A 25,881-nucleotide genomic window follows, 5' to 3' on the forward strand; every position below is an offset into this window, starting at 1 on the left:
TCTCAAATAACATTAATTAGCAGCTAGCATTCGTGCCAATTCTGTAATTGCCCGTATTTTGTCTGGCTGTCGGTTAAATGCTTCCTGCCGCGCTTTCTGTTCGTCGGGATTGTTGGCGGTAATCGCCAGGAGCGGTAAGCTTGGGTAAAATCTGGCAAACGTAAAAGTACCCGAATCATCGATCAGCCACTGCGAATACATCCCCGTTCTTTTAGGAAAGAAACTCTCGGCTGCATTCCGACCAATTACTTCTCTGGGATATTTCAAAATAGTCGCAAAACTATCAACGGCTGCGGGTTGAATTCTCCCTACTAATCTGGTGCTGAGGTTCTGAAATATCTTTGCGGACGCTGGAGATTTAGCAATAGTATCGGGGTCTTGTGCTGATAAAATGACGCGAATTCCTGATTTTGCTCCGTTGGCACAAAGCCGGCCAATTAGATTAGAAATTGCGTCAAATTCAAATAGTACGGGAGCTTCATCAATAAAAAAGATAGAAGCAGCAGAGGCTAAAGCGCGGCGCAGCGCGGCAGAATAAGCCGAAAGTGCCATCTGCGCTGCATCTTCATCGTTGGAAAGTCCCCGCAGTGCAAATACCAGCAGTTGAGCGTCATTCTTAAACGTAGACGGGGCTGCTAGCGCTTTACCAACGCGAGATTCCACCCAAAACCGGAGGCGAAGTTTGATGCGTTCGATCGCTCCTTTGGAATCCCCAGCGATAGAATCCATACGGAGGCGTTCGTGAGAGCAATATCCAATAAAATCAGCAAGAGTCGGCATTGCTTGCCAATCCTGCGAACCCAAACCGCCTTTGTAAGCTGCTGCGTAGCGATCGCGAATCAGAACATCGGCAAAAAATGCTTTGAGGGCCAGTCCCAAGATCGATCGCACCATGTCGGAAAATGCAGCATCTGTCGATTCTCCTCGCCTGCTTCCGACTACCATCGACAACAGTGCCGAAAGCAAAAAGTCAATGTAGTCGTCCATCCTTTCTTTTTGCAGGCTTGAGGGCAGCCCTTTCAGGTTGGGGATTTCAAAGATATTGTTCGCTTCCGTCGTGATGTCAAAATAAGCAGCTTCATGCTTCAGAAACTTTGCGTAATCGCTGAAGGTGCTGGTACCGTCGGGTTTGGGATAATCCAAAATTACTACAGGCAAACCGACTGCCAGGGCGTAGGTAACAACGTTCCCAGCCAGCAAGGATTTACCGGATCTCGTAGCCCCGAACAATCCCAAATTTTTATGTTGGTAGTACAAATCGACGCGAACCGGCGTACCCCCGTCGTCGGAAATCAATTCAAAGCCCTTAGCATCCCCCGGCTTGGTACGCACCAAAGGCAACAGCCCCGGCGCTTCTCCCGACAAATACAGCTTCCTGCGGTTGAAAGGAACTGCCATCAAGTTGTCCCAGGTTACGGGCAAACATTGAAGCCATATTTTCCAGGGATATTCGCCTTCTCGCGCTACCCACGCCGGAGAAACGAACAGAGACTGAAAAAAGCGGCAGGCATCATCAAGTTTAGATGTAGTGCTGCGGTGCAGTAAAAATGCTACTCCCACATACAGCGGCACGTCACCTTCATAAATCGATTCTTGCGCCGCCACCGAACGCTTTAAATTAATAGCAGCCATTACGTCTACAGAATGGTGGTCTGTTGATATTTCAGCGGCGGTAATAGCTTGCTTTGCCACCCGCTGCATTTGGGTTTTTACTATATCTTGATTTGCCCGCGCCACCTCACAAACAATTTCTGTATCCGCAATTGCCTCTCTCGAAATTACTTGCCATAAATAAAGCATTTGTTTGTACTTGTCACCCCAGCCTCCCGGCTTTTCTAAAAAAGTTAAAACTCCTACATACTTACCCTTTACATGAACCCATTTGCGGTCTGCTACCGGAATGCTGAAATCCGATTCCATAAGAACTGTCAGCGGATTCCACTCGCTGCTGACTTCCTCTCTCAGACCGGATTCGTCGAGAACTAAAAGCTGCGGAATTTCCCTAACTTGGGTTTCATTAAAATATTCCCAAAGCTGCTGCCACATTTCAGCAGCCGTCATGGCCCTGACGGTCAATCCCATTTTGTTTGAGAGCAATGCTTCCCATATTTGAAAGCCATCGGTGTAAGCCGAATTCAGAATTCCGTCCACTTGATTAAATCTGGCTTCATCGTATTCACCCACAAATCTTTTCCACCCTTTTTCAAGGCGAACTAGCACTTTTTCTATGGCGTCCGATGCGCCAGCACTGCCGGGGTCTACCGTATAAGTACAGTAGAGGCGCAAATATTTGGGTTTGCGGATTCCTAAGTTCCTCAACTCGCGGACTCTTGACCTTTCAGCCATGATTAAATAGCGAAGTTCGGTAGATTTCACCTGTCGGTACAGATCCGAAAGTTCTTCTTGCCGTTCGCTGTCTACAGAGAAAGAACCCAAATGAATTGTCAGGGATTCACCGGGAAGTATATCTTTTAAACCACCTTCAACGGCAGCAAATATCGAATCGATTTCCTCATCCCTCAAGGTGTTATGAATGCCGATGCAATCAAACGCAAACTTGATTTTAAAATTATCTGACCCTTTTCGCAGCAAATACGCGCCAACCGAGCGACCTGCAAACTGCATAGAAATCATGCTAGCTAGTTGCATTTCATCTTCCAAAGGAGTATATCTGGTAGATTTTACTCCGACTTTTAACTCTCGTTTTCCTACCTTTTTAATCACAGTTTTTTTCACCGATATCCTTCAGAAGTTTTTCGTACCTTGCAAACCCTGTTCAAACTTTTCAGTGCCGTTTTCTTACCTTTTCAATCCACCTTTCGCAACCTAAGCTGTCACAATCGGTTTTTTCGGAAGTTTTAGCAGAAATTTTTCTGACCTTTTTGATCGCGATTTTTCTCACCGGTATCCTTCACAAATTTTTCGTATCTTGCAAACCCTGCTCAGACTTTTCAGTGCCGTTTTCTTACCTTTTTAGCCACTTTTCGGAACCTAGGCTGTCACAATCGGTTTTTTGCGAAGTTTTAGCAGAAATTTTTTTGACCTTTTTAATCGCGATTTTTCTCACCGGTATCCTTCACAAACTTTTCGTATCTTGCAAAGCCTACTCCCCATTTAGGAGCTGGCAGAAACATGGACAGCCACCTGTAGGCTCCGCGAGCTGTCATTACCCACCAAGTGCTGCAACCCCACGCAATCGCGCTCCCAGTCCACACCCAGTCGAGTCCAAATATGCCGTGAAATATGTAGTAAAAGCACAAGAAAATAACTACCCAAGGAATTAATTGATCTGCTGGTAGTGGCCCGATATTCGGCTGTTTACCCAAGCTATGATTGACTCGCCGAAAAGCATAATCTCTCTGATTTGAAGCCATATTTAAAATCCTGATTCAAAATCCAATCCCAATTCTAAATCTGATTCAAATCTCTATTCAAATCCTAATTCAAACCGACATTCCAATCCCGACACTCCAATTTACGTTCTTACCATCAACAACGATCTAACCCAATGGCTGAACAGATTAACGTTATAGTCTGGAAATTACTGTCCGTTTTACTAAGGCCCGCCGGCACCTCCTCCAGTTCCAGAACCCAAAATTAAAGTGCTGACTATATCAGCTATGGTAATCGAAACCACAATAATTAACGGTGTTCTAGCCAGCGTTTGCCAATCCTGATCTTGCTGGGCTGCCTTGATGCACTTAACCAATTCCACACCCAGATACAAGATGTAAATTGCCCGCAAAACGTTAAAAACTAGCGAAATTACATCACCTCCACCTCCGGCTCCTCCGGCTCCTCCTCCTCCTCCAATTGCTTTACCGAAATTCGTTTTCATCCACGTTTCCGCATTCTTGAAGAATTGAGCGTTGGCACTATCGCTCATAATTACTATCCAAAAAATTGCCAGCGCTGACAAAAATAATAGCGCAGCCGGCCCGTACTTGATTAATGCTCTGTGCCAAGGTTTCAGCATCTGCTGCCTCGGAGCAATCCAATTTGTACCTAAAAATAAACAAGAGGCGAAGCCAACACCTGCCCAACCGAACCAACCTGAAAGAGAAGCATCCCAAACCAATACGGCTGCTCCAGAGTAAAGCAACACATTTGGAGAAGCTGATAATTTATTCTCGATCGTGCGGCTCGGGTTTGGAGAACTCAATAAATTACTTTTTGCTATTTGTCTTTGAAACATCACGACTTGTTCCCTCCAGACAATCGATTATTAATTTGTACCAACATAACTGGTGCTGGTGGCGTTCGGAATCAGCCTTTAGTAATAGTAATTTAGTCAGTAAATAGCTAAAAATAAGAAACTACAAATTGATACTTTAGGAGATTTAAGAAAGTGTTCAGAAATAAATATTACCCGATCGTCCTTATCCCAGACAGCATCGCAGCGGTAATAAAGGCTAGAAACGCCGTCGAAAAAACGATATCAAACGACTGCTTGGACGGCGCACGTACAAAAATAAATTTGCAGTTGCCACAAGCGAATACCACCAAAAATCGCAAATCTCACACCGAAACGCCTGCAATCGAAAAAATCTCGCTCCAGATGCCTGTCGTCTTCTTATACCTTGCGTGTTTGACTGCAATGCTGGCTGCAATGCAATTTGCAGCCGCCGCGCTGTTAACTGCCGCTTTTTGCTTTTACTGCTGCTATCGATCGCGCGATCGGACTCAACCACTGCAAGCCGAGCGCGATCGCAGCGATACACTGCAAGCAAATCGCACCAAATATCAAGCACCGCAAGCCGATCGCACTCAAACTCAAATATCCCAAGCCGATCGCGATCGCACAGCAGCACTGCAAGCAGAGCGAGAAAACGCAACCATCAACACTCATCTCAACAAAACTGTTGACTCTTTACTGCCGATCGATCCGAACATCATACAGCATCTTAAAAAGGTAAAAATACAGACGGCAATTGAACTCAAACAGATATCGGCAGACGCCATCAAGCCCCTGCTAGAGAAAGCTACAGCACAAGAAGGAGCAACCGAATCTTTCTTTCTATCCCATCTCAGAAAGCTCCTTCCCAGCCTCTACACGGCGCAGGGAGTTCCTTTTGCCATACCCGGAAGCAAGCTAAGGTATTCTTGCGATTTTATAGCCGTACATCCCGAAACTGGAATTGCAGCAGACATTGAAATTGACGAACCTTACGTGGCAACAAACAATCGCTACGGCAAGCCGCATCATTGCTTTGACTGCAACCGCGACAACAACCGCAATCAATTTTTCGTACAGGGAAATTGGATAGTAATTCGATTCGCAGAAGAACAAATTGCACTCCAACCAGCAGCCTGCTGCAAGCTCATCGCCCGCATATTTGCCGAAGTCATTGGCGATTCAAAAATTACCGCACCCTTGAAAACCTTTCCCGATTTATTGCCAGTCAAACAGTGGAACACTAAAACAGCCACAGCAATGGCAAGAGATAACTACCGACAAACCTACTTGTCAAAAGCCGGCATAAATCTCACCAACCGTTTCAACACATCCAAGCAAAAAAAATACAAAAAAACGGCACCACCACTAAAAACACGGCGTCGCCGTGGTTTTTAATCAAAAAAAAGCTATCAATTAATAATCGTTAATTTAAAAATGCGCGGGCACTTGCAATAAATCTGTCGCAATAGAGTCAGTATGTCATCAGAAAAAAACAATAATATCCAATCGATAATTAATCTATATTTATAGGGTAGATCGGGTAAGGAGCTATGCTAGGAGCGAGTTTACTGCGTCACGGATGCGACTGACTCATGTTATATTTAAGCGAGTTTACTGCTGCATTCACGCACCCCAACCATGTTATATTTATTTGTATCCACTTAGTTATCGAGTAATTGCATACCTCCGAAATATTACGTATACCACCAGAAATACTTCACTAAAAAATCATAAAAATCACTATTTTTTAGTACATATAATTTATTTTGCTGACCATAACTCTAATTTATAGTTTTGTAACAACAGACACTTCTGAGTTGTCAAAAACACAAATAACAAATTAGACTCAGATAACCATTGAAATTCCAGAGCTCCAAAAAACAGGGATTTAACGAAATTGTATTGGAACCGAATGTGGTAGTGCATATTTCCAAATTGTTTTTTTGCTAATACCTTTAAATAATGGATCAAATCTATGGGTATAACGTACACGCTTGAACCCAAAGAAGGCTTTCCGCTGGGATTTTTAGTAAAATCCACAGAACAAAAAAAATCTTGCGAAGAACTCGAAGCTCAACAATCAAAACTGAACGCTCTGTCTGACGAACGTTTATTCGAGCTAACACTAGATATTTACGATTCTCCTCCACTACTAAATTTGGAGAGAATGAGCGACGAATTGCTGCTGGAATCACTGAAAAAAAGCGAACAGCAATTTACAAATGCGGAAACTGCGGGAAAATTGGCAGAAATGTCAAAATTAATCTATGCAAAACAGTCCGGTATTTTTCTGTTAGAGTTAAAAGCGAGGTGTCATGGCAGCTTCGGAAAAACTCTTTCGGATGCAGGTGTTGGTAAAACTCAATGTGAAATAAAAATGAGAATAGCCAAGCGTTGGCATGAACTCATACCCCTTGCTGTAGAGGCAATAAATCAAGGAGAAGCCACTCTTTCGCTCAATTGGGCTGATAGAGTTCTTAGGAAGAAAAGTATCAAATCGAGCGAGGTTAACGGCTCTGACAGCGAAAAATTGGAAACTAAGCTGTTATCCCGCGCCACTAATTATCTCTCGCAAAAACCAGAAATCATCGAAAAATTACCTGATGAATCCATCGCGCATATTGCAATTGCGATCGGGAAGCGCTATCAAAATCTCAGTTTAATCGACTTCGGAACCAACCTGCTAAGCACAAAATCCGAACCGAACTCCGAACCTGCATAGGGTAATGCGGTAAAAAACCAAACGTACTATTTTTTGCACGTTTGGTTTTCGAGTCATATCGAGTCTGGTCGATTACTCATAATTAACTTTCCCAATCCTCTCCCCTCTCCCCTTCTTTCCCTCCTCCACTCAATCCTTAATTAAGATTGATTGACCGGACATGATATCACCACCATAAGACTTATGCAAAAAACCCAGTTTCCTAATACCATTTTTCTGTGAAGCTGGATAGAAAATATCCTTTGCCGGAAAGGATTTGTGGCTTCCATTCTGTGCAGCGACCTACAGAATGGGTATAAGCACAATCGTGCATTACTAGCGAGAGATATTCACGTAGGAACGGAACCGGGTTTTTGACCTTTGAGTGCGTCTAGAACTGAACAATTAAGTTTCTTAAACGAGGATATTTTAGTCACCAGCCACAACCAGAAGCGAGAAAAACCTCCTGATTTCTAATCCTGACAACATCAAGCTCTCTCAAAGAAACACATAAAGTGACGGGCACGAGGTTTACCGTAACTCATCACGAGATCGCTGAGTTTCCGTAAATGCCTGCGTACTCTCAATTCTTCCAAGGCTTTTCCCTCCGAACTTACCCCTGAATCGACTAATAATTGATACCTGTGAGGCTTCATCGTGCCATCTGAGTTGTAGTTTTCCAAGACAAATGGATCGATGCAAATATCGTAACCGATGTAATAATCGGTGGCATTAAAAAAATCGCACCCGTCGGGAATCCTGACTTCATCCCAAGTCAAATCTTCGAGCTTTTTCTGACAACCGCCATCGTACCAAGCCTGTATGTTTCCCTGTACTTCTTGGCGGTTTAGATCGTCCATGATACTCTGCGCGGTGTACCGCTGAAGTTCTGTCTCTTGCTCAAAATCTTCTTTAATATCCCAGTCTTCATATTCGGGAATAAAATCCCAATCTTCATGTTCCATCATAATCTTTACCAGAGATTATCGTCAGATTTCACTTCCAAATTAACATATTTATTATAAAATCTCACCACTTTAATTTCTTTTGTCAAGCCTCAAATCTCAACATCAAGCTCAAATCTCAATCTCAAGCTCAATATTAAAATCTAAAACCCAAATCTGAACTTCAAGCTCAAATTTTGACCTCAAATCTCAAACCTCAAACTCAAATCTCAAACCTCAAGCTCAAATTTTGACCTCAAACTCAACTTTTAACCTCAATACTCAAACCTTAAACTCAACTTTCAACCTCAAACTCAATACTCAAACCTTAAACTCAAATTTCAAACCTTAAACTCAAATTTCAAACTCAAATTTCAAGTTCAAAATCAATATCCAACACTCAAATCTGAATTCAATACTCAATCCTAAAATCTCAATGCTAAAACTCAAACATTTCGATACTGACCTAAATCAATGGGTTAATTCCTTCGATAGATTCACAAATAACCATACAGTTCTAACTGAAGAACTAAACAACTCTATGCTGGAAGCAATTTTTCCTAATGCTCCAGAAGATACTTTTTCAATAGGATACATACACGAATGGACAAGCGTTGAAAATTCAACGCGCCACCCCGATAATTGCTCCATGCTTTTTAGTTCGGGAAATAGATGCTTCTACGGGCCAAAAGAGTACAAAACCGAGCTCGACCAATTATTACCTGACGAAAAAGATAAGGGAGCCTACGGCAGTTTGTTATCAGGCAGTTGTCTCGATACCTTCAAAACAAAAGTTAAACTTTTAATAGTAGAAGACGATCTAGAATCAGAGCGGTGTGGAGAAAACGGAGGAATTATGCCCCCAAATGTGGCGATTTCGTTAGTAGGAGATTGCCACGGAAAAATCTCGCCACAACTTCTAGAAAAATTTATCGTTCTTAACGATGAATTGCTTTCTCAAACAGTTGCTGGAGAACCAGATGAAATTATCAGACACGCCGTACAGCACCGGCTTTTTTTTCCGAATTGCGACTCAAACGCTCGCATAGCTAAAGGAACGGTAACGGCAAAAATTTTAGAGCCACTGTTTGAACCTAACTCCACAAACGTTCCCGATTTAATACTCCCAGTATCTTCTTTTAAAGGTGGCTGGAACAAACCGATACCAGGACTATATGAAGTTGATATGTGGGCGGGGGCAAAAAGCATTTCTCAAACTACTCTATCCTCAACCGCAGAAGTCGGTTTAGAACTGGATAGCAGAGAAATTCTTAAAGAATATGCTTTGAAGTTAAATGAAATTGCTGGAGATCCTAGAAAAATAGCTGAACTTTTCTGTAAAACTTGGGAAGAAAAGGCAACCGCCAGAGGAGAAATCAGCCAAGATGGTCAACAACAAAATACCCAACAACAAAATGGTCAACAGGACAATACCCAACAACAAAATATCCAACAAAATATCCAACAGGAAAATACCCAACAGGAAAATACCCAACAGGAAAATACCCAACAACAAAATACCCAACAACAAAATACCCAACAAGAAAATACCCAACAGGACAATATCCACCACAAAAGTACCCCGCAGGAAAATACTTTAAATTCGCAATTACTTTCAGAAAATCTTGTCTATAAACTATTAAAATCAGACTTACAAGGTGGTCACTACCAATTGCTCGAATGTAAATACATACAAAAACAATTAGAACGATTTTTACAAAGTCAGCGCCGGGAGATAGCAACCGGAGGGGCTATCAAATGGAATAGATCCAGCATAATAATTCCCTCAAAAGATTTGAATGACGACCAAGTTTGCACAGCCGTTGGTAGAGAAGGCGAACTGATAATGAGTTTTAGATCGCCCCTGCTTTACGAAGATGCGATCGCCCTACAAAATAATACTTTTACACCTGATATCCTCGACCCCAAAGGGCGAGCTTTCATCGGAGTTTCTGTTGTTTCCGACGAACCATACCACAAATACGCAGCTCGGAAGGCTACTGAATATACTGCGATTCAAGGTATCGACATCAGCGAAGACATGAGAAAAAAAACTGACTTGCAAGCTGGCGAAACCCAGCAGGAACGCGCTGCTCGCTTGTTCTCTCAAGCATGGGCGAAGCGCGAAATATCTCAACTGCAAAGCAAGCCTAGTAAAAAAGCTCACCTGGAAAATAAACCCAGTAAAAAAGAACTACAAACGATACAAGATCGACAAGATGCTTTACAGGATTTACTATTACAATCGCTGCCTTTAGAGACTTACAGCAAGCTAGCAGGAGAAGACTACGACGGAGACTCTAAATGCTTCGCCAAGGCTTCAGATTGGCCTTATACGGCCCTACATCTTATAGAGGCTCAAACTCCACAAAATGCTCATCCGCCAACCATAAAATTACCTAAGGTTTCCTTTGACGTACCAGGCCAGCCCAAGAAAATACTGCCTGAAATCGCTCTATTTATGGCAAATAAATGGACGGAGCTTGCCAACTCTGCTGTCAAATGTGCTGCCTCTGTTGAATCAGAAGTAGTGGCAGTCCAAAATACATTTAGCGCCCAGCAAAAAGAAGATTATATTCGGAACGTTTCTAATCAATTTAAACAAAAGCTAAACAATAATTACACGGCTAAACCTGAAAAAGTTATACCGGAACAGCTCATGTCAACTGTCAGGGAGATAGCCAATATACACAATTCCTCAGCCCATCCGACAATGGCTTCTTTAATCTCGGCTGATGCCAATCAAATCGAGCGAGATTTGGTAGACTACAAGCTATGTTGCGAAGATCAACTTCTGTTTCACATTCCACCATCACAAGTTGAAACTGGTCTTGAAACCTACAGAAAATTTCTGCGGTTTCAAGTAACGCCACAACTATTACTGCAAAATCAAATAGCCGTAGATTCTAAAAAAAGCGCTACTCCAGCCGACGAAATTGCGATCGCCCAGTACAGAAATCTGTGCCACCGAAATCCTAATTACTTGCAAGACAAAAAATTGCCCAACATATACTTAGAAGGAAAAGTCATAGAACCCAACGGCTACAGTTTAAAAGAAGCGATAATACAGTCCCTCAACCCTTTATTGCAAGCATCGGAACTCGAAGCGCGACCGTTTTACCAATTTCGCAACCTGTTCCCAGTATCTGAACCAGGAGATAAATATTATTATACCCCAGAACAGTACAATACTTGCAGGGAAAGGAAAGCTGCTTTTGATTCTCTTTTCAACTCTGCCGTTGCAGCCAAACTACGCTTGCAGACTGAAAAAGGGCCTTATTTAACCGCACAAACAGAAACCGGGAAAACCATAGAAATCACCAATGTTGCCTTAAGCAAATACCCGGAACGTTTCAAAAACCGATCGTCGTTGGAAGTCTTGTTAGTTACCAATGAAAACTACGGTGGCTCTACTTCAAACAGTCACAAAACTTGTGTTTTGGCAAAAACCAAAGACTCAGAAGGAGCTGATAAATGGGTTAAACTCGGCACCCTCAGCGAAAGCAGCAGAAAGCTACTCGATATCCCCGTAAAAATTGAAGGAACGAAGTATTTTAGACTGCAAAATGTCAAAGCAGTACAAGCTTTAACTGAAACTGACTGTAATTTAATTTTCAAACAAGCAGCGGAAATAGCAGATAGTTTTCAAAGTGAGTGCAGCCTGAAAGGTGAAACTGATGCTATGGCGGCTGCTACTTGGCACTTGTGTTGTGCACCAGAACTCAACTATGATAGCAGAAAAAAAACGCAAAATTTTGTTTTTGCTACTTGGAGTTCTCAAATTGTCGATCGGCTCAACGAACTTCAATTTAAAGAATTAACTATCGGCGAGTTAAATAGTGCAGATATCAAAATAAATAACTGCATCGAAAATGCTGAAATCAGAATTGACGTTGCCCAAACCGAAAATGGCGAAAACTACCAAATTCACAATCGTAAAAATGCTGAAATTAAAACGGACGCAACAACAAACAACGAACGCAGCAATTCCCAAACTCACAATCTTAAAAATGCTGAAATTCAAACGGACGCAACAACAAACAACGAGCGCGAAAACTACCCAACTCAGGGTAAAAGAACTTTGCAAATAATGAAAGACGGTAGGTACATCACAGCCGGTACTATCTCTGAAAATTCGGCGCAGTTACCAATTGGAACTACTGCCCGCGTCAAGCTAATTCCTGCGATCGCAAAAACGGCTGAACTACACGTAACTGGTTTGGACGATCGAATTAAAGTCGGGAAAGTAGCAGAATGCGAATTTGGCGGACAAAGTTCTCTCTTAAACCAAGAATATACTATTACAATCCAAAGGCTCAATAAACCTAGATATTTACTTGAAACATCTGGTAAAGTAATCGGCGAACTCGACGAAACCTCAATAGAATCACTCAGGAAACTTAATTGCCTGCACAACAATTTTTCTTTCACCGCCGAACTAACTACTTACGGAGTAAGTAACGGCACGTATACAGTAGCTAAAAGCCGAACAGGCAATATTCTCTGTGCCAGAAAACAAAATCTCCTTGGCCATTATAAAGATTTTAAGTTTCAAGGAACAATAGCAGAAGTTTCAGTCAATATTCAACAAAAGCCTGAAATTTGCGCCGCAGTTACTACTGAATGCGGATTAAAAGTCTTGGGGGTGTTTACACCAAACCAGAAAGAATCTAAAATAGCCTTAATGAAAGCCTTCTACAATCGACAGCAAGGCAAGAGTGAGGAAATGTTGAAAAAAGAATTCGACGCAGGGAAACTAACGGGACTTTCTTTTAAGGCTTACATAAAATTCAATTCTACTACTCTCACAGCATCTATAGATCCAAGCTCTGTAGAGTATCCTATTCAATGGTCAAAACAAAACGTGCTTAATAATGAAATAGTTAATAAGACACTCAATAATCTGCCACTTAATAATCAAAAACTCATCAACACAGTCAATAATCAGGCACTCAATAGCCCAATCCTCAATAGTCAAACACTCAACAACACAGTCAATAATCAGGTACTCAATAGTGAAACACCCAATAGTCAAACACTGAATAGTCCAATCCCCAATAGTCAAACACTGAATAGTCCAATCCCCAATAGTCAAACACTGAATAGTCCAATCCCCAATAGTCAAACACTGAATAATGCAGAAAGACTTGCCGTAGCACAGCAAATAATAGAAAACATGAACTCACCTCCCACTATATTTTATGAAGTCAAAAAACCAACTTTGGTTGCCGGAAAAATAACAGACCAATCTGTGCTGGGAATTTCTGTCAGCCTGAGAAAAGCCGAAACGGCACGCAAGTTTTTTAAAGATTACAAAATACAGCATTCCGAAATAAATCGCTTAGATGCGTCTGTTACAGAAGAAACTCGCCGGGGTTATGCAGTTTTTCATCTAAACCCCGAAAATTTACCCCCAAAAATAATGTCATCCCTATCAAAGCAATTTGGTTCGCCAATTGCCAAAGACTTATCTCCCGATAGTCCATATTTCCAAAAACTCAGAGAATCTCCGCCACTTCCGAATAGGGCATCTTTGCTGCTACAGAAATTTTACGGTATTCAAGACACTGAAAATGCGATCGCTACCTCAGAGCCTCAAAAAATGCTGCAACAAAGTGCAGACAATTCACCGCTCATACCTGCTTGGGAAAAAAACCTAATTGCTGCGGCAGTACAAGCTGCAACCGACAATAATTACAGCCCCAGAACTCCCTTTATCCAAAATACTTTATTAGTTACTTACTGCAAAGAAACTGAAACCATTACCGTAATTCGAGCTAGAGATAATTCGACAATTTACTCGCGCGAATTGGGAAAAAATGCAGCAATAATTAACTTGTCGGAAGAGCAGAAGCAATTCCTCGAATCCTACAAAATTACGGCTAAAAAGGAAATACAACTTTAGGAGGACGTTCTGCACCTCTAAATGAATCAGAATTTCACCGCGGAATGTGGGTTTAAAAATTACCTGCGGACGATCGCACCTGTGGAATGTGGCTGTATTCCTTAGAGATCACCATTCATCGGGGAAAAAAGCAGCACCGTTACCACTAACTGTGTTTACCACCAAAGCCCGATCGAGAAAATCGTTGCGCCGTTCGCAAGAAGTCTCAGCAATCAGCAAACATCCATGACAAGCAGCCCCATGTAAGAAACGGTCTTCGGCATCATTTTCCGGCCCGTGTTGAGCACACACAGGGTCGTTAGAGCAAAGCCTTCCTAACTCCAATGCGCTGATTAACAGTAATTCAATGCGCTTGCCAATTTGCACCAGTCCCCCCAAAGTTCCATCATTACCAGAGGTGCCAGTATAGAGCAAAATACCGTAGCCTGAATCCCCAGCATAAATGCGTTCCCGGATGGCACTAGCTGCGTAGCCACATTCCAGAGAAACAGCAGTAATTAATAAGTGAGAGAGGGAGTGCAACATAATGTAAGGCAATTCCGGAAAGTTAGCTTTGTCCTGCGGAATCCCTCTAGTGTTACACCATTTCTGGAAACCTCTATGCAACTCTTCCCCTCTTTCTCGAACAGCTTTTTGCTTCAGCCATTGGTCAATTGCCTGTTTTTTAAAGGCTATAAATACTCCTTCACCCCTATTTTCAATCGCCGGTACCCACGTCGGATCGATGTCAAGAGCTGCCCGTCGCACGTTAATATCTAATTCACCATCAATATCCGGCATAGCTGCTTCAAAACGAGTAAATCCGACTTGCGCCACGACTTCTCGGAGCCTATGCACTAGAATAATGCGTTCAATGCGAGCTGTTGCGAGAGAATTTAACCCCTCTAATTTGCGAGCGCGGGCGTAAAAATCTCCTTCGGGCACATCTTCCCCAACTTCATCAGGACTAGCAAGTAAAGTTTCAATCTCCACTTGCTTAATGCTCTTTTTTGTATTAGAAAATCCTGCCTTCCTTCGCTGTATTTCTGCCCAAACCGCTTCGTTGCTTAAACCTGCTAAAGCATTAAAAACTTTTTGTTTTTTTCGCTCTTTTCTGATATCATTTAAATCTTCAGCATATTGCAGGAAATCTTCATAAACTTGATTGACAGCTTCCCTGAGTTTGGCGTCGGTGTCCGGCAGAGAAATCACGCTAAGCACTTGGGCAAAATAAGCATTACTCGCCGATCGCACTAACAGTCGATTATACAACGGGCGATCGCCATCTCTAGAAAGGCAAGGTTCTTTTGCAACAGGGCCGAGCCAAGGGCGCTCTCCCAAGCACCTGCCGAGCACTTTAGAATACGGGACAGTGGCATCAGAAAGAGGCCGACGAGCTTTACAAGCTTCGCACCGGACGAAGATTTCAGCGAAATCATTGCCAGAACCGCTTTCATCAAGCCACAATTGTCCTCGGCATAGAGCGTCCAAATTGTTGTGGGCGAAAGCATACCAATTGATATCGCTGATATGTCCGTTGGCGCAAGCTTGCACGAAGCGCACCGGAACAACAGGCTTTTTCTTCCTCTCAGCATTAAGATATTTTCCCTTAACTAAACTCCCCCAACGAATTAAAGGTCTGGTGCGGTATTCTTTGCCGTTGGAAGCTTTCCAAGTGCTATCATCTTGCGCTACAAACCAAGTAGGAAATGTGAAGGCGGTGATACCTGTGCGAGGGGCGCTGGGGTCTTGTTCATCTACAGGGGGAGCGTACAGGGAAACGCGGCTCAGCCCGAGAATTTCGGCAACTCGCTCTTCCAAGCGCTCTTCGTGGATGCGCGATTTATCGCCCCGCCAGTGGTTCAACCCGCCGATAATAATCGAATAGTTGGGCAAATCGACCATTGCCCCCGGCCCGAAGGTGGTTAAAATTTGACTTTGGCGAATTTGTCCAGATGGGATTTTCATATTGATTTTAGTTAGTTTGTAGTTTGTCGGGTGCGTCAGCCGGAAATTTGCTCGCAATTAGTTACTTAGTAAGGTGCGTCAAGGAGAAATCTTCCGCTCGGCAAATAATCTTTTTTTCTGATGCACTCTACTGAGTTTATTTGTAGGGTGCGTCAGAGAGAAATTTGCTCGCAATTAAATAATCTTTTTTTCTGACGCAACATGGGCGAATTAATCTTGATGCTCAATCTGACGCAACATGGGCGAATTAATCTTGATGCTCAATCTGACGCAACATGGGCGAATTAATCTTGATACTCAATCTGACACAACGTGGGCGAGTTAATCCCCCTCATCAATCTCTAAGCCATCTGGATTTTTCACCCACAAATTGACAACGGGTTCCACATCTCTCAAACTACGCTGCGCTTTAAATTTTTTAGCAGGTTGCGGTTGTCTCTGCAAATCTGGGTCAAGGGGGTCAAATAATAAAGGCGGTGCAACTCCCACTTCTTGCTGATATTGCAAACTACCTTTTTCAGAAGCTATATATTGCCAAGTATCGAGCAAATTATTGACTCGTTCTTTTAGTTTCAGGCGCAATTCTTCGGTTTCTTCCGCGTCTCGGTCTTGGTCGTGGATTTCAGAACGCTGGGCAATGATATCAGCAACAAAATCTAAGTTAGAGCGCTGTTCTGTAATTTTAATTGCATTTAAAGGTGCGGTCATTTCTGGATTACCTAGACGCGCTAAAGCAACGGTAATCGCAGCAATTCCTCGGTCAATGGCACGGGGTGAAAAGGGTGTGACGCTGGTTGCTTCGACTGCCCGGTAAAAAGTGTTGTGCCACGCGCCAAAACGTTCGTAGTGAGAGCGATCGCGCGGTCTGTGTACATTTAATAATGTTACCACTAATCCCGGCCGCTGTTCGTCTCGCCCTACCCGCGAGGTTGCTTGAATGTACTCGGCGGCTGTTTTTGGCTGTCCTAATACGACCATTAATCCGAGGCGAGTGATATCTAAGCCCACAGAAATCATATTAGTTGCTAGTGCAGCATCCACCCGGTCTTGGTCTGAAAAAGCTAGGGCTAAACGGCGCTTTGCTTCCGAAACTTGGCTAGTGCTAACGCGAGAAGTTAATTCTAAAGGTTCATCGTTAATTTGGCGGTTAGCAAAACATCCTGACTGCTCGTTTTCCCGTTTTCTCTGGCTATATCCTAACAACCGAGATTTGACTTCATCTTCAACAATGCGCCGACTTCCCCCCAGTTCTCGCAAGGAGTTAAAATAACCCAATAAGGTCATGTAAGAGTCAGCAGGATTATTTTTATTTCTCGCGCCGCCGTTGGCATTCCAATGTTTTTGAGCCGCCCCTAATACAGCTAAATAACTCCGCAGCAAGATGACTTTTAAACTGCGACCTTGAGCGGCAATACCGATATAAGTGCGGGGGTTTTGTTCGGTGGCGGGGACAGTTTTGGCGAAGAATGAATCGCGGCGGTCTGGCCCTGGAGGCGGAAAGACATCGACTTCGGTGCGACCAAATAAAGCGCGAATTTGTTTTGTTGCTCGTCGCACTGTGGCAGTGGAAGCGACTATTTTAGGATAGATTTTTTTGCCGTTTTTGTCAAAAGCTGATAAGGCGTCAATAGCCGTTTCATAAAGTCCGACCATTGTACCTAACGGCCCGGAAATTAGGTGCAATTCATCTTGTATAATTAAATCGGGTGGTAGGAGAGGTTTTTCTAGTGTCCGACCGATGCCGATCGCAGCCGGGCCGTAAAATCCCTTGTCATCATAGCGATCGACTTTGCCGAATAGAGCCCCAGTTTCTCCGACCCAAGGTAAGTTAGCAAATTTATCGACTGTGGCGATGATAAAGCAGGGGACGCGGCGATAAATGGGGTCATCAACCGCAACAATGGGCAAGGGATTATTCCCTTTAAAAGTACATTGCGGTTGGCTGTTGGCAAGGCGTTTCCGGTTGGTACAGAGAATTCTTAAATCCGTGGGATTGTCTGCGTTGGGGAATAAGGTAAAGGAGTTGCGGGTGAATTTTTCACCGCACCAAGGGCAGTTTTCTAAGGGAATGGGGGAGGGTTTATTACGATCGTCATTTTGATAGGCAATGGTGCGGGTACGGGCACTTTCTGGGTTGTTATCTCCTTTGCGCCCCATGCGGTTTGGCGTGGCTGCTTGTCCCACCCACAACCCGATTTCAAAAGGCCAAGTGCCAAGTTTTTGAACATCGTTTTGCCGTTCTAATTCTAAAGCGCAGATCAGAGTGGCGGCGCGACTCAGTTGGTCTAAGGTTAACAGGCGTAAAGTGTAGCGCATTAAAACACTAACCCCGGCCCCGCTAAGCCCTGGATTTCGTAACCGTCGCAGAACTAAAGTAAATGCGGCTAACCCTAAATATGCTTCGGTTTTGCCGCCGCCGGTGGGGAAAAATAGCAAATCTACGATTTCCCGATCGCCCATTTCTGGATCGGCAATTCCACTTAAGTTCATCAGCAGGAAGGCTAGCTGAAACGGCCGCCATTTGGGGGCGGGGATTTCTGCGGGGGTTTTCTCACTGTCATGGGTGGCCCGTTGACGGATGGATCTGGCGATCGCGAAATTGGCAATTCTAAAGGCCTCGAACACTTCGGGGTCATTCATAGCGTCGAGGCCCGCAGCGATGCGATCGCGCGCGACTTGGGCGCGGTTGAGCAACTTTTGGGCAATTTGAGCTCGGTTGAGATCGAGGGGGAATTTGTGCCGCTGGTCTGCAATCCAATCGCCGTAAGCTGTTACCATTGGCTCTAGCATTGACCGCAAAGCTGCGGGACTGGGTGCCGCAGCGATCGCTTCCATTTCCAGTTCAGTTCCGGGTACAACGGCCGCGATGACTTTTTCTACGTCAGCGGTGGGTATCCAGGCGGTGCGAATTTCCTTGCAAATCAAGTCGGGGTGGACAAGGGCGATCGCCGAAATGTTGTGGCCAACAGCAAATTCGCAGTCTTCCCGATACTGCAAGTCTGCCACCTTTTCATCCCAATCATCATCGGTTTGTCCCCGCAAATTCGGGCGGGGGACGAGGGGGTAGGGGGTGTGAATAGTTAAAGTTGCTTGGAAGATGTAAGTGGTATCTCGCAAGGAGTCGTCGGTGGTGGGGGTGCGGTAGTTGACAAGGAAAGCGGAGACGGAACGGGTACCGGGGGGTAACTTAATCTGGGACAAGACGGGGCGAACGGAAATAACGAGTTTTAAGCCGCCGCTGTCGGGAATGTCCAAGGTGTAGGGCGATGTGCTGCTTTTGATGGGAACATCTAGTTCTACCTGTTGAGGTTTCCGCAGCCAATCACCGGAGACGAGACTTTGCAGTTTGGTTTCTGCTTTTTCCTCTTCTGTGGGAATGGGCGAGTAGTCGCCCCAAGATGCGATCGCCCGGAAGTAAGTTGCTTCTTTGGGAACCAGGAAACTCAGCCCCATTGAAGAGGGAAAAAATGCTCTGCGGGCGGAGGATTTTTCCGGGGGGTTTTCGTCGTCGCCGGGACTGGGGCGACTGAGTTCGTCGAGTTCGTCGTTGCTGGTGTCGTCGCTACGTTGTTCGAGGCCGGCCCCGTAGGGTACGAGAAAACCGCTGAGATACCAGCGGGAAGGGGGTTGGTTGATGATTTCTGCGGCGTGGGCTTCGTCGTCGGGGATGGGGCCGATCAGGTCGAGTTGTAAAGCGTCGATTAGGTGTTGGCGAACTTGGGCGGGGGTTGTCGGGGTTGCATTGATATTCATTAATATGTCTTTACCTTTAATTAGATTGTTTAATAATTAGTCCAAACTTTAATCCCTAAATGATTCCTTACTTGTATCAAAGGAATCTTTTTTTTTGAGTCATAGCTTGCACAGATGTATGAAGGTTTCCTAATTGAATTTTTGTTTTTTTGCCAATAAAACGCTGACCTGTAGTAATCACTGTATAAGGTTTGACTGTCAGCACTTGAGTGCTGGTGTTATACGAATTCGGCTTCATCAATTCTTCATAAGTAGTGACAAGATTACACGACCGGCATTGTTTTATGCGGTAACAAGGACTTGGGCTGGTGACAGAAAAGCTAAGATAATATCGTTTTGAGGAATGCCTTCCTCCATTAAATCTTGGGTAATGCCGCATTCCATACCATCATATTCAATGTAGATTTTACCAGCTTCCAACGTGATATAAATGAGGTTTCCTCTGATTCGCCGCCCCCGATCCCAACCAACTTGCATCAAGGCGTAGCGATCGTGAGTTTCGTCAAACACGGGATCAAGTCGGATCTCTCCGTGAGAAGGCTTTAATTGGGCATATTTCCCGATTACCTGTTTGACAATTTCTCGGTATGTGGTTGCATTACCCGTTAAGTTATCCATTGTTGAACCTCTATTTTTTCTAAATCGATTACTACCAAATTTAAGGGTATTTCTGTAATGGCGAGTTCGCCAATAGGTTCGCTGAAAATGCCGTTATAGGCCCTAGTGGGAACGGCTAAATAAATTATCCGTTCAGGGTCAACTTGGCCTAGCAATAACCGATAGAGTATATATTGACCAATAGATTGTTCCAGATCGGCAATAGGTGACGCTCCTCGAAATTCTTTAATTTCAATGGCGACGCGAGTATTATCTCGCTTTGCGCCAATAAAACGCCCTTCTATTTTGTTGTTGATTTCGGACGCTGCCGCTGCCAAGTCTACAAAGAGAAACCGCTCTCCGTAAGAAATTACATAGGGGTCGTTAGTGATTTCCCAACCATCTTTTATCAGCGCTTCTTTAACGATATTATGGATTGTATCTCTTGCCGGCATTCTTTCCTCAAATTGTCTCGGTTCGCTTTTGCTGAGTTGATGTAATTATGCGTAAATTTGGTTTGGCGAATATGTCATTTTTTATTAACGACTTGACAAAGCAGGAGATAATGTGTTATGACAAGCGCCCCAAGCTGAACTAAACTCCTATTTGTGTGATAATTGCAATTTTATCACAGATGAGATTTGCATAGAGGGAGGCAAAAGCAATGGCAAGCAGATATAGTATCGTTCAATACGTCCCCAATCCCATCGCTGACGAACGGATTAATATTGGTGTTGTTGCTTTTGATGACAATGATGTGCGCGTACAATTTTTGAATAATTGGAGTCGAGTGCAGGCTTTTGGGCGCGAAGATATTCATTTTCTCAGAGACTTTGCAAAACGAATGAACTTCGCCGCCAGTGAGGGTTTGCTTTTTCCCGGAGATGAGCCAGATGGCACTCCTAAACATGAGCGATTAAAAAAAATTGCACAGGGTTGGATTAACAGTATTCAATTCACAGAACCTCACGGCTCTTTAGATAATGTCGAGAATTTATTAGAAGATATCGCGCAGACTTACCTGGTTAATGTAGTTCCTACAAAAACTAAGCGAAATCGCCAAGATGCTGCGAGAATTACAACTTCTATAATTAGAAAAACTCTTATATCCTATGATGATAAACCTGCTTTAAAAGAAATGCTAAAAAATGATTTTCCTGTAAAAGGAAGTCATAAAGAACACAAGTTTGATGCGGTTGTTGCTAACGGTCAACCTTACTTTGCCGCCCACGGAATATCCTTTGAGGTTCACATTCCTGAAAGTCTTCAAGATTCTATTTCTTGGATGATTTCAGATGTCAAAGAATCTGATCCTAAATTGCCTATAGGAATTGTTGCACTTCCCCCAAAACAAGAGTGGCAGGATTATGAAAAACTCAACAAAGTGTATCAAACAACTATCTCAACTTACAGGAGTTTGGGGGCGGAAGTTTTGCAAGAAAATGAAGTACAACCTTGGGCATCTCAGACTATTGATAAGTTAGTTGCAATGGTGTGAGTAGGGTGCGTCAGTCATCAATTCTCTGCTAATTGCGATAAATCTTCCCCTGACGCACCCTACAGATTACAGACTATCAGGAAAACCGGGGATACTAGGCGGCTTATCTGAAACTTTTTTGCGAGATTTAGAAGCTGTCTTTTTACCTCCTTTCGCCTTCGCCTCGGCCGCTTTCCCTCCCAGACTTTCCTCTTGATAGCGTTTCAGATTCAATTCAAGCAATCTCGCTAATACTTCATCGTGGATTTCTTCAGGCCATTTATACCGCCAAGGTTTTTTCTTCTGGCGTTTGCTAATTCCTTCGCTTTCTTCCTCTTCTTCGTAGTCAAGGATGAATTCGCAGTCGGTGGCGATGTCTGTCCACCCGTAGGCTTTTAATACAGCTTTATCACATTCTTGATGTAATTGTCGCAGTTTTATTATATCTGGATGTCGCTCGTCCGGGTTGTGGAAGCGGTTGTAGGTGTCGGTGAGCCCCTGGTTGTTGCGTACCATTAAGGCGGCACGATATTCGTAGTAGGTTTGGCCTTTTTCTTCTAATTCCGGGTTGGTTTCCCAGTTTGAGGGGAAGGGGAAGGTTTCAAAGCAGTCTGTGGGTGTGTAGCGAAGGTCATCTTTCATGGATGAACTGAAAAATCTTGCCCAAATTTCATGGATGCGGGATTGTAGAATGCAGAAAAATGAATTGCGTTCATCTACAAAAACTACTAAACCTTCAGAAAAAACTATGTTTCTGGGTAAAAAAGCCAATGATCCATGCTGACCAACACGGGAAACAACTAACACACGATCGCACTTGGCGATCGCTTTATAAAGAGCAAGTTGTTTTTCAGCAAATTGCCACCAACGAGTCCGATAAACATCACGTTTTAATGAAGCGCGCTGAGGCTTAACTTTTTCCTCTACAATTTGCATCAAATCTGGATATTCCCGCGCCTCAGCTTCACTCATCTCACCAAAATTAATCACATAACGATTATGAGCATGAGTTGGACTAGAATTAACCTCCTCACCCCCAATATAAGGAAAAATCAGATCGGCATTTTTAGGATTTTGTTGAATTAAACGGTGCATTTCTGTAATAGCTGTAGCATCGGGGTTAGTATCATCAAATGTAAACCCCATACCTAGCACATAGCTACCTATAAAACTTTTACCAGCATTTTCTAATAAAGTTTGAGGGTTTTCATTACCCCCCGCATGAAACAGAAATGCAGAAATTTTAGCGACTTGTCGCCCGTCGAGTATAGGGTGCGTCGCTGCGGGAGATATTCGAGATAAATCGAGAATATCTGTAGCGACGCACCCTACTGTATCTACTTTTTGGATGTTCACAATACTGACTACAACTGCGGCCGAACCAATCCACTTAAACCGCTTTGTTGCATTGTAAATTGTGCCACCATTCTGACAGATATATCTTAAACCAGTGCTGCGCGTGTCACCTTGGGCAATGGTATTTGTAGCAATTAGACCCAAACAACCGCTTTTTCGCAGAATTGTAAAACCTCGTCTAAAAAATTGCGCTACTATGTCAGCATTTCCGTCAGATTCAGGGTTAGCTACTTTTAGCCACTCTAAATATTCATTGCCAAAGTTTGTGCTGACTTTTTTTCCTCCCAAAAAGGGCGGATTTCCAATAATCGCATCAAAACCAGGATTTTTCCTGTCAAACACCTCGGGAAATTCTATCTCCCAATTAAACGGCTGAATCGGCTTTTCTAACCTCTGCAAACTTTCAGCAATACCTTCTATTTGCTTGAGATTAACAACCCCTGAAAGCCAATCATTAATTTTCTGCGAAAACTCGATTCTTTTTTCCTTGCGTTCCTTATCTTTCTCCCCAGCAAAGAAAGCCGCGACAGCAATATTTCCCGTTAACCTAGCTTCCTCTAATTCCTGTTCGGCTTTTTGGAAACGTACCCGTTTTTCCTCATCTTTATCATCAGCTAATTTACCAATCTCATCTCGATAAATCTTAGCTTGATCTACCCGATTTTTTAGCAACGATAACAAAGGCGCATTATAAATATCAGTTGCTTTAACAAATTCCCCAATTTCTGCCCGAGTCAACCCCACCAAAGAATCGCCACATTTCAACGCATGATCTAAAAAAGTAAACGAATGTTCTTTCGCCAATGTCACCAACCATAGCGACAGCTTCGCCAAATTAGTTGCAAACGGATTTTTATCCACCCCATACAAACACCGTTGCGCTACCAACCGCCGCGCATACAACAAAGGATATTCATCAAGGGGAATTTCCGGCAAACAATTGTGTTTGTTCCAAGCTTCAACTAACCTCTCTGCTAACTGGCGGCAAGTTTCCACCAAAAACGCCCCCGAACCCATCGCCAAATCGCAAATTTTTAACTCTAAAATTTGTTCTGGTGTGGCATCTTCTCCCAATGCTGCTAAAATTGGTCTGAGAGTTTCCTTAACAATTGGTTCCGTCATCGCGCGCGGGGTATAGTGGGAACCGCTGCGCCGCCGTTCTTCGCCTGGTTGCAAATAAAGAGAACCCGCAGGCATTAAAGTGGGAGTTTGCGCTGATACTTTCCGCCCTAACGCCGCGACTATATCATCGGCGATTTTCGCTTCCTTTAACTCTTTGAGAGAATTACCAGAAATTTCGCATCCCGCCACTTCTTTTAAAAATTTAGCGCGGTCATTTGCCTTAGTTTTGAGAATTTCCTCGACGCTAACCACAACCGTAACTGAGACTTTTGAACTTTTAGGTTTACTCCACACTCCTATAGATGGACTCTGGGCCCGTTCGACTTCGTAACCCATCACCGCTTCGTAAACCGAACCAATTTGTTCGACATCGAGAGCACGGTAAGAAAGTCTGTCTCCGTCCAAAATCAACAACCGATTTAATACGCGAAAAATCACCCCATCGGAAATACGCGGCACTTCTGTAAGATGCGTTGCTGTTTCTAAGTTTGTTTGGTGCGTCGCTGTTTGAGTTGTTTGGTGCGTCGCTTGTTCAGTTTTTGACATTTCACCGGGATTTTCGGTGGCGACGCACCCTACTGAGTTTGTTTGGTGCGTCGCTTGTTCAGTTTTTGACATTTCACCGAGATTTTCGGCGGCGACGCACCCTACTTTTTTACCTAGTAAAAACGGGTATTCATCCGGGTCAAATAACTGACCGTGACGGGCCGGTAAATACTGAGGTAAATGACCGCCGCCCTCATAAACCAACCCAAATAAACTTAACAGCCACGCCCAAGCGCCATACCGCTGATCCATCGTATCGGGATAATTTCCCGCATCAATTTGCAACCGTTCATACAGTCCCGTTACCGCATAATTCCGCGCATACACCGAATCTTGCGGCATCAACCCCTCATCTTCGGCGTACAACAAAAACACCAAGCGCATTAAAGTTGTAATCAATCCCCCATAAATATGCTGCGGTTCTGTTTGAGCAATTTCACTCAATAACTTACCATTACTCGCCTCATCCGCTGTCTGAAATCCCCGCAACAATTCCCAGAGGGCATCTAAAACCTGTTCGGCTAATTTTGTCGAAACTTCACTTTGATATTTGCGGCTTTCCTGCAACAAAGCTGGCAAACGGCGTTCCGGCGGCGCAACAAAAAGCCGATCCGAACCTAACAGCATTACCATCGCACTTAAAATTGGGCGGCCGGCCACTTCGCACATCGCCGCCACCGGAAACGTCAAATACCCCGACGATTCGCCACGCGGCGCATAAACCAAGCGCAATAGCGAACCGTTGCACAATAACCCCACGTTAACGCTCGTTTCGCGCAATAAGCGTTCAAATTTTGCTTGTGGCGAAGCATTCCACTGACCTGCTTTTTCTGATTCTAAATCTAATTCATCAAAAGGGCGATTATTTTCTATAATTTGGACTAATATACAGGGGCGAACTACTTCTGGATCTAGAACTGTATAAGTTGGTTTTAAAGTCTCGCCGTAGTCAGGAAGTGGCACCGTGAATTCTGGAGCAATTTCTGCCACTAAATCATAGGGTTCCCACCCCAAAACCTCGGCAACAAACGCGGGAAAATCTGAAATTAATGCTTGACTTTCCTCGCTATTTGTGCTAATAATTTCTTGCAAAGCTTGCTGCAATTCAACGATATTGCGATTCGGCACGCACTGAAATTTTACTAAGGCGGGAGGCGACACAACAAGTCCCACTGGTTGCAGGAATCCCAACCATTCTTTATGTCTGATTAATTCTGGATCTTGTGCCATTGTTCCTCCTGATTTTAGCTGTTCCCTAAATTGTATAATTGTAAGGTGCGTCAGCTTTAAAATACCCAACTATAACTATGAATAATCACCTGACGCACCCTACCTAGACTCTGACGCACCCTACCC

General features: G+C 43.8%; 13 protein-coding genes. 4 read left to right on the forward strand and 9 right to left on the reverse strand.

Features of this window, described 5'->3' with window-relative positions; all coding sequences use genetic code 11:
- Positions 1-12: 12 nt before the first annotated feature.
- The 3 genes from QZ938_RS24680 to QZ938_RS24690 all read right to left on the reverse strand — a co-directional run bounded on the left by QZ938_RS24680 (position 13) and on the right by QZ938_RS24690 (position 4,162).
- Positions 13-2,736, reverse strand: a complete 2,724-nt coding sequence (locus QZ938_RS24680) for a hypothetical protein (RefSeq protein ID WP_293365650.1) — start codon at positions 2,734-2,736, stop codon at positions 13-15.
- Between the two features lie 311 nt (positions 2,737-3,047).
- The gene (locus QZ938_RS24685) at positions 3,048-3,374 is read right to left on the reverse strand and encodes a hypothetical protein (protein WP_293351597.1); all 327 of its coding nucleotides are present in this window, start codon (positions 3,372-3,374) and stop codon (positions 3,048-3,050) included.
- A 182-nt stretch (positions 3,375-3,556) separates the two neighbouring features.
- A complete protein-coding gene (locus QZ938_RS24690) occupies positions 3,557-4,162 on the reverse strand; it encodes a hypothetical protein (protein ID WP_293351599.1) in 606 nt (201 codons plus the stop codon).
- 186 nt (positions 4,163-4,348) lie between these two features.
- Between QZ938_RS24690 and QZ938_RS24695 the strand changes: the two genes are divergently transcribed.
- Entirely contained in the window at positions 4,349-5,572 is a 1,224-nt protein-coding gene (locus QZ938_RS24695) for a hypothetical protein (protein ID WP_293351601.1), read from the forward strand.
- Between the two features lie 580 nt (positions 5,573-6,152).
- Positions 6,153-6,899 carry a hypothetical protein gene (locus QZ938_RS24700; RefSeq protein WP_293351603.1) on the forward strand — a complete coding sequence of 249 codons (747 nt, stop codon included), beginning with the start codon at positions 6,153-6,155 and terminating at the stop codon, positions 6,897-6,899.
- A gap of 467 nt (positions 6,900-7,366) precedes the next feature.
- Here QZ938_RS24700 and QZ938_RS24705 read toward each other — a convergent pair whose 3' ends face one another.
- On the reverse strand, positions 7,367-7,846 hold the full coding sequence (locus QZ938_RS24705; RefSeq protein WP_293351605.1) for a hypothetical protein: 480 nt from the start codon (positions 7,844-7,846) through the stop codon (positions 7,367-7,369).
- Positions 7,847-8,363: 517 nt separating this feature from the next.
- Here QZ938_RS24705 and QZ938_RS24710 point away from each other — a divergent pair.
- Entirely contained in the window at positions 8,364-13,727 is a 5,364-nt protein-coding gene (locus QZ938_RS24710; RefSeq protein WP_293351608.1) for a hypothetical protein, read from the forward strand.
- Positions 13,728-13,835: 108 nt separating this feature from the next.
- On the opposite strand, the gene drmB is transcribed toward QZ938_RS24710, so the two are convergent.
- The 4 genes from drmB to QZ938_RS24730 form a co-directional block, all read right to left on the reverse strand.
- Positions 13,836-15,674 carry a DUF1998 domain-containing protein gene (drmB, locus tag QZ938_RS24715; protein ID WP_293351610.1) on the reverse strand — a complete coding sequence of 613 codons (1,839 nt, stop codon included), beginning with the start codon at positions 15,672-15,674 and terminating at the stop codon, positions 13,836-13,838.
- A gap of 321 nt (positions 15,675-15,995) precedes the next feature.
- Positions 15,996-19,427 (reverse strand): DISARM system helicase DrmA, encoded by a 3,432-nt coding sequence (drmA, locus tag QZ938_RS24720; RefSeq protein ID WP_293351612.1) that lies wholly within the window; start codon positions 19,425-19,427, stop codon positions 15,996-15,998.
- A 282-nt stretch (positions 19,428-19,709) separates the two neighbouring features.
- Positions 19,710-20,045, reverse strand: a complete 336-nt coding sequence (locus QZ938_RS24725) for a XisI protein (RefSeq protein WP_293351614.1) — start codon at positions 20,043-20,045, stop codon at positions 19,710-19,712.
- Complete coding sequence (locus tag QZ938_RS24730; protein ID WP_293351616.1) at positions 20,033-20,479, reverse strand: XisH family protein; 447 nt, start codon at positions 20,477-20,479, stop codon at positions 20,033-20,035. The genes QZ938_RS24725 and QZ938_RS24730 overlap by 13 nt, the downstream gene beginning before the upstream one ends.
- A 209-nt stretch (positions 20,480-20,688) precedes the next feature.
- Here QZ938_RS24730 and QZ938_RS24735 point away from each other — a divergent pair, with 209 nt between their 5' ends.
- Positions 20,689-21,522: a DUF3037 domain-containing protein gene (locus tag QZ938_RS24735; protein ID WP_293351618.1), complete on the forward strand. Its 834-nt coding sequence runs from the start codon at positions 20,689-20,691 to the stop codon at positions 21,520-21,522.
- A 66-nt stretch (positions 21,523-21,588) separates the two neighbouring features.
- Here the strand turns inward: QZ938_RS24735 and QZ938_RS24740 are convergent, their stop codons facing one another.
- Entirely contained in the window at positions 21,589-25,755 is a 4,167-nt protein-coding gene (locus tag QZ938_RS24740) for a DNA methyltransferase (protein ID WP_293351620.1), read from the reverse strand.
- Between the last annotated feature and the right edge of the window lie 126 nt (positions 25,756-25,881).

Source organism: Microcoleus sp. CAWBG27 (assembly GCF_020883145.1).
Lineage (GTDB): Bacteria > Cyanobacteriota > Cyanobacteriia > Cyanobacteriales > Microcoleaceae > Microcoleus.

Excerpts from the sequence above, each read along its gene's own strand:
- drmA (WP_293351612.1), bottom strand. The coding sequence starts at position 19,427 with ATGAATATCAATGCAACCCCGACAACCCCCGCCCAAGTTCGCCAACAC.
- QZ938_RS24725 (WP_293351614.1), bottom strand. The coding sequence starts at position 20,045 with ATGGATAACTTAACGGGTAATGCAACCACATACCGAGAAATTGTCAAA.
- QZ938_RS24730 (WP_293351616.1), bottom strand. The coding sequence starts at position 20,479 with ATGCCGGCAAGAGATACAATCCATAATATCGTTAAAGAAGCGCTGATA.
- QZ938_RS24740 (WP_293351620.1), bottom strand. The coding sequence starts at position 25,755 with ATGGCACAAGATCCAGAATTAATCAGACATAAAGAATGGTTGGGATTC.
- QZ938_RS24705 (WP_293351605.1), bottom strand. The coding sequence starts at position 7,846 with ATGATGGAACATGAAGATTGGGATTTTATTCCCGAATATGAAGACTGG.
- drmB (WP_293351610.1), bottom strand. The coding sequence starts at position 15,674 with ATGAAAATCCCATCTGGACAAATTCGCCAAAGTCAAATTTTAACCACC.
- QZ938_RS24685 (WP_293351597.1), bottom strand. The coding sequence starts at position 3,374 with ATGGCTTCAAATCAGAGAGATTATGCTTTTCGGCGAGTCAATCATAGC.
- QZ938_RS24700 (WP_293351603.1), top strand. The coding sequence starts at position 6,153 with ATGGGTATAACGTACACGCTTGAACCCAAAGAAGGCTTTCCGCTGGGA.
- QZ938_RS24735 (WP_293351618.1), top strand. The coding sequence starts at position 20,689 with ATGGCAAGCAGATATAGTATCGTTCAATACGTCCCCAATCCCATCGCT.
- QZ938_RS24710 (WP_293351608.1), top strand. The coding sequence starts at position 8,364 with ATGCTGGAAGCAATTTTTCCTAATGCTCCAGAAGATACTTTTTCAATA.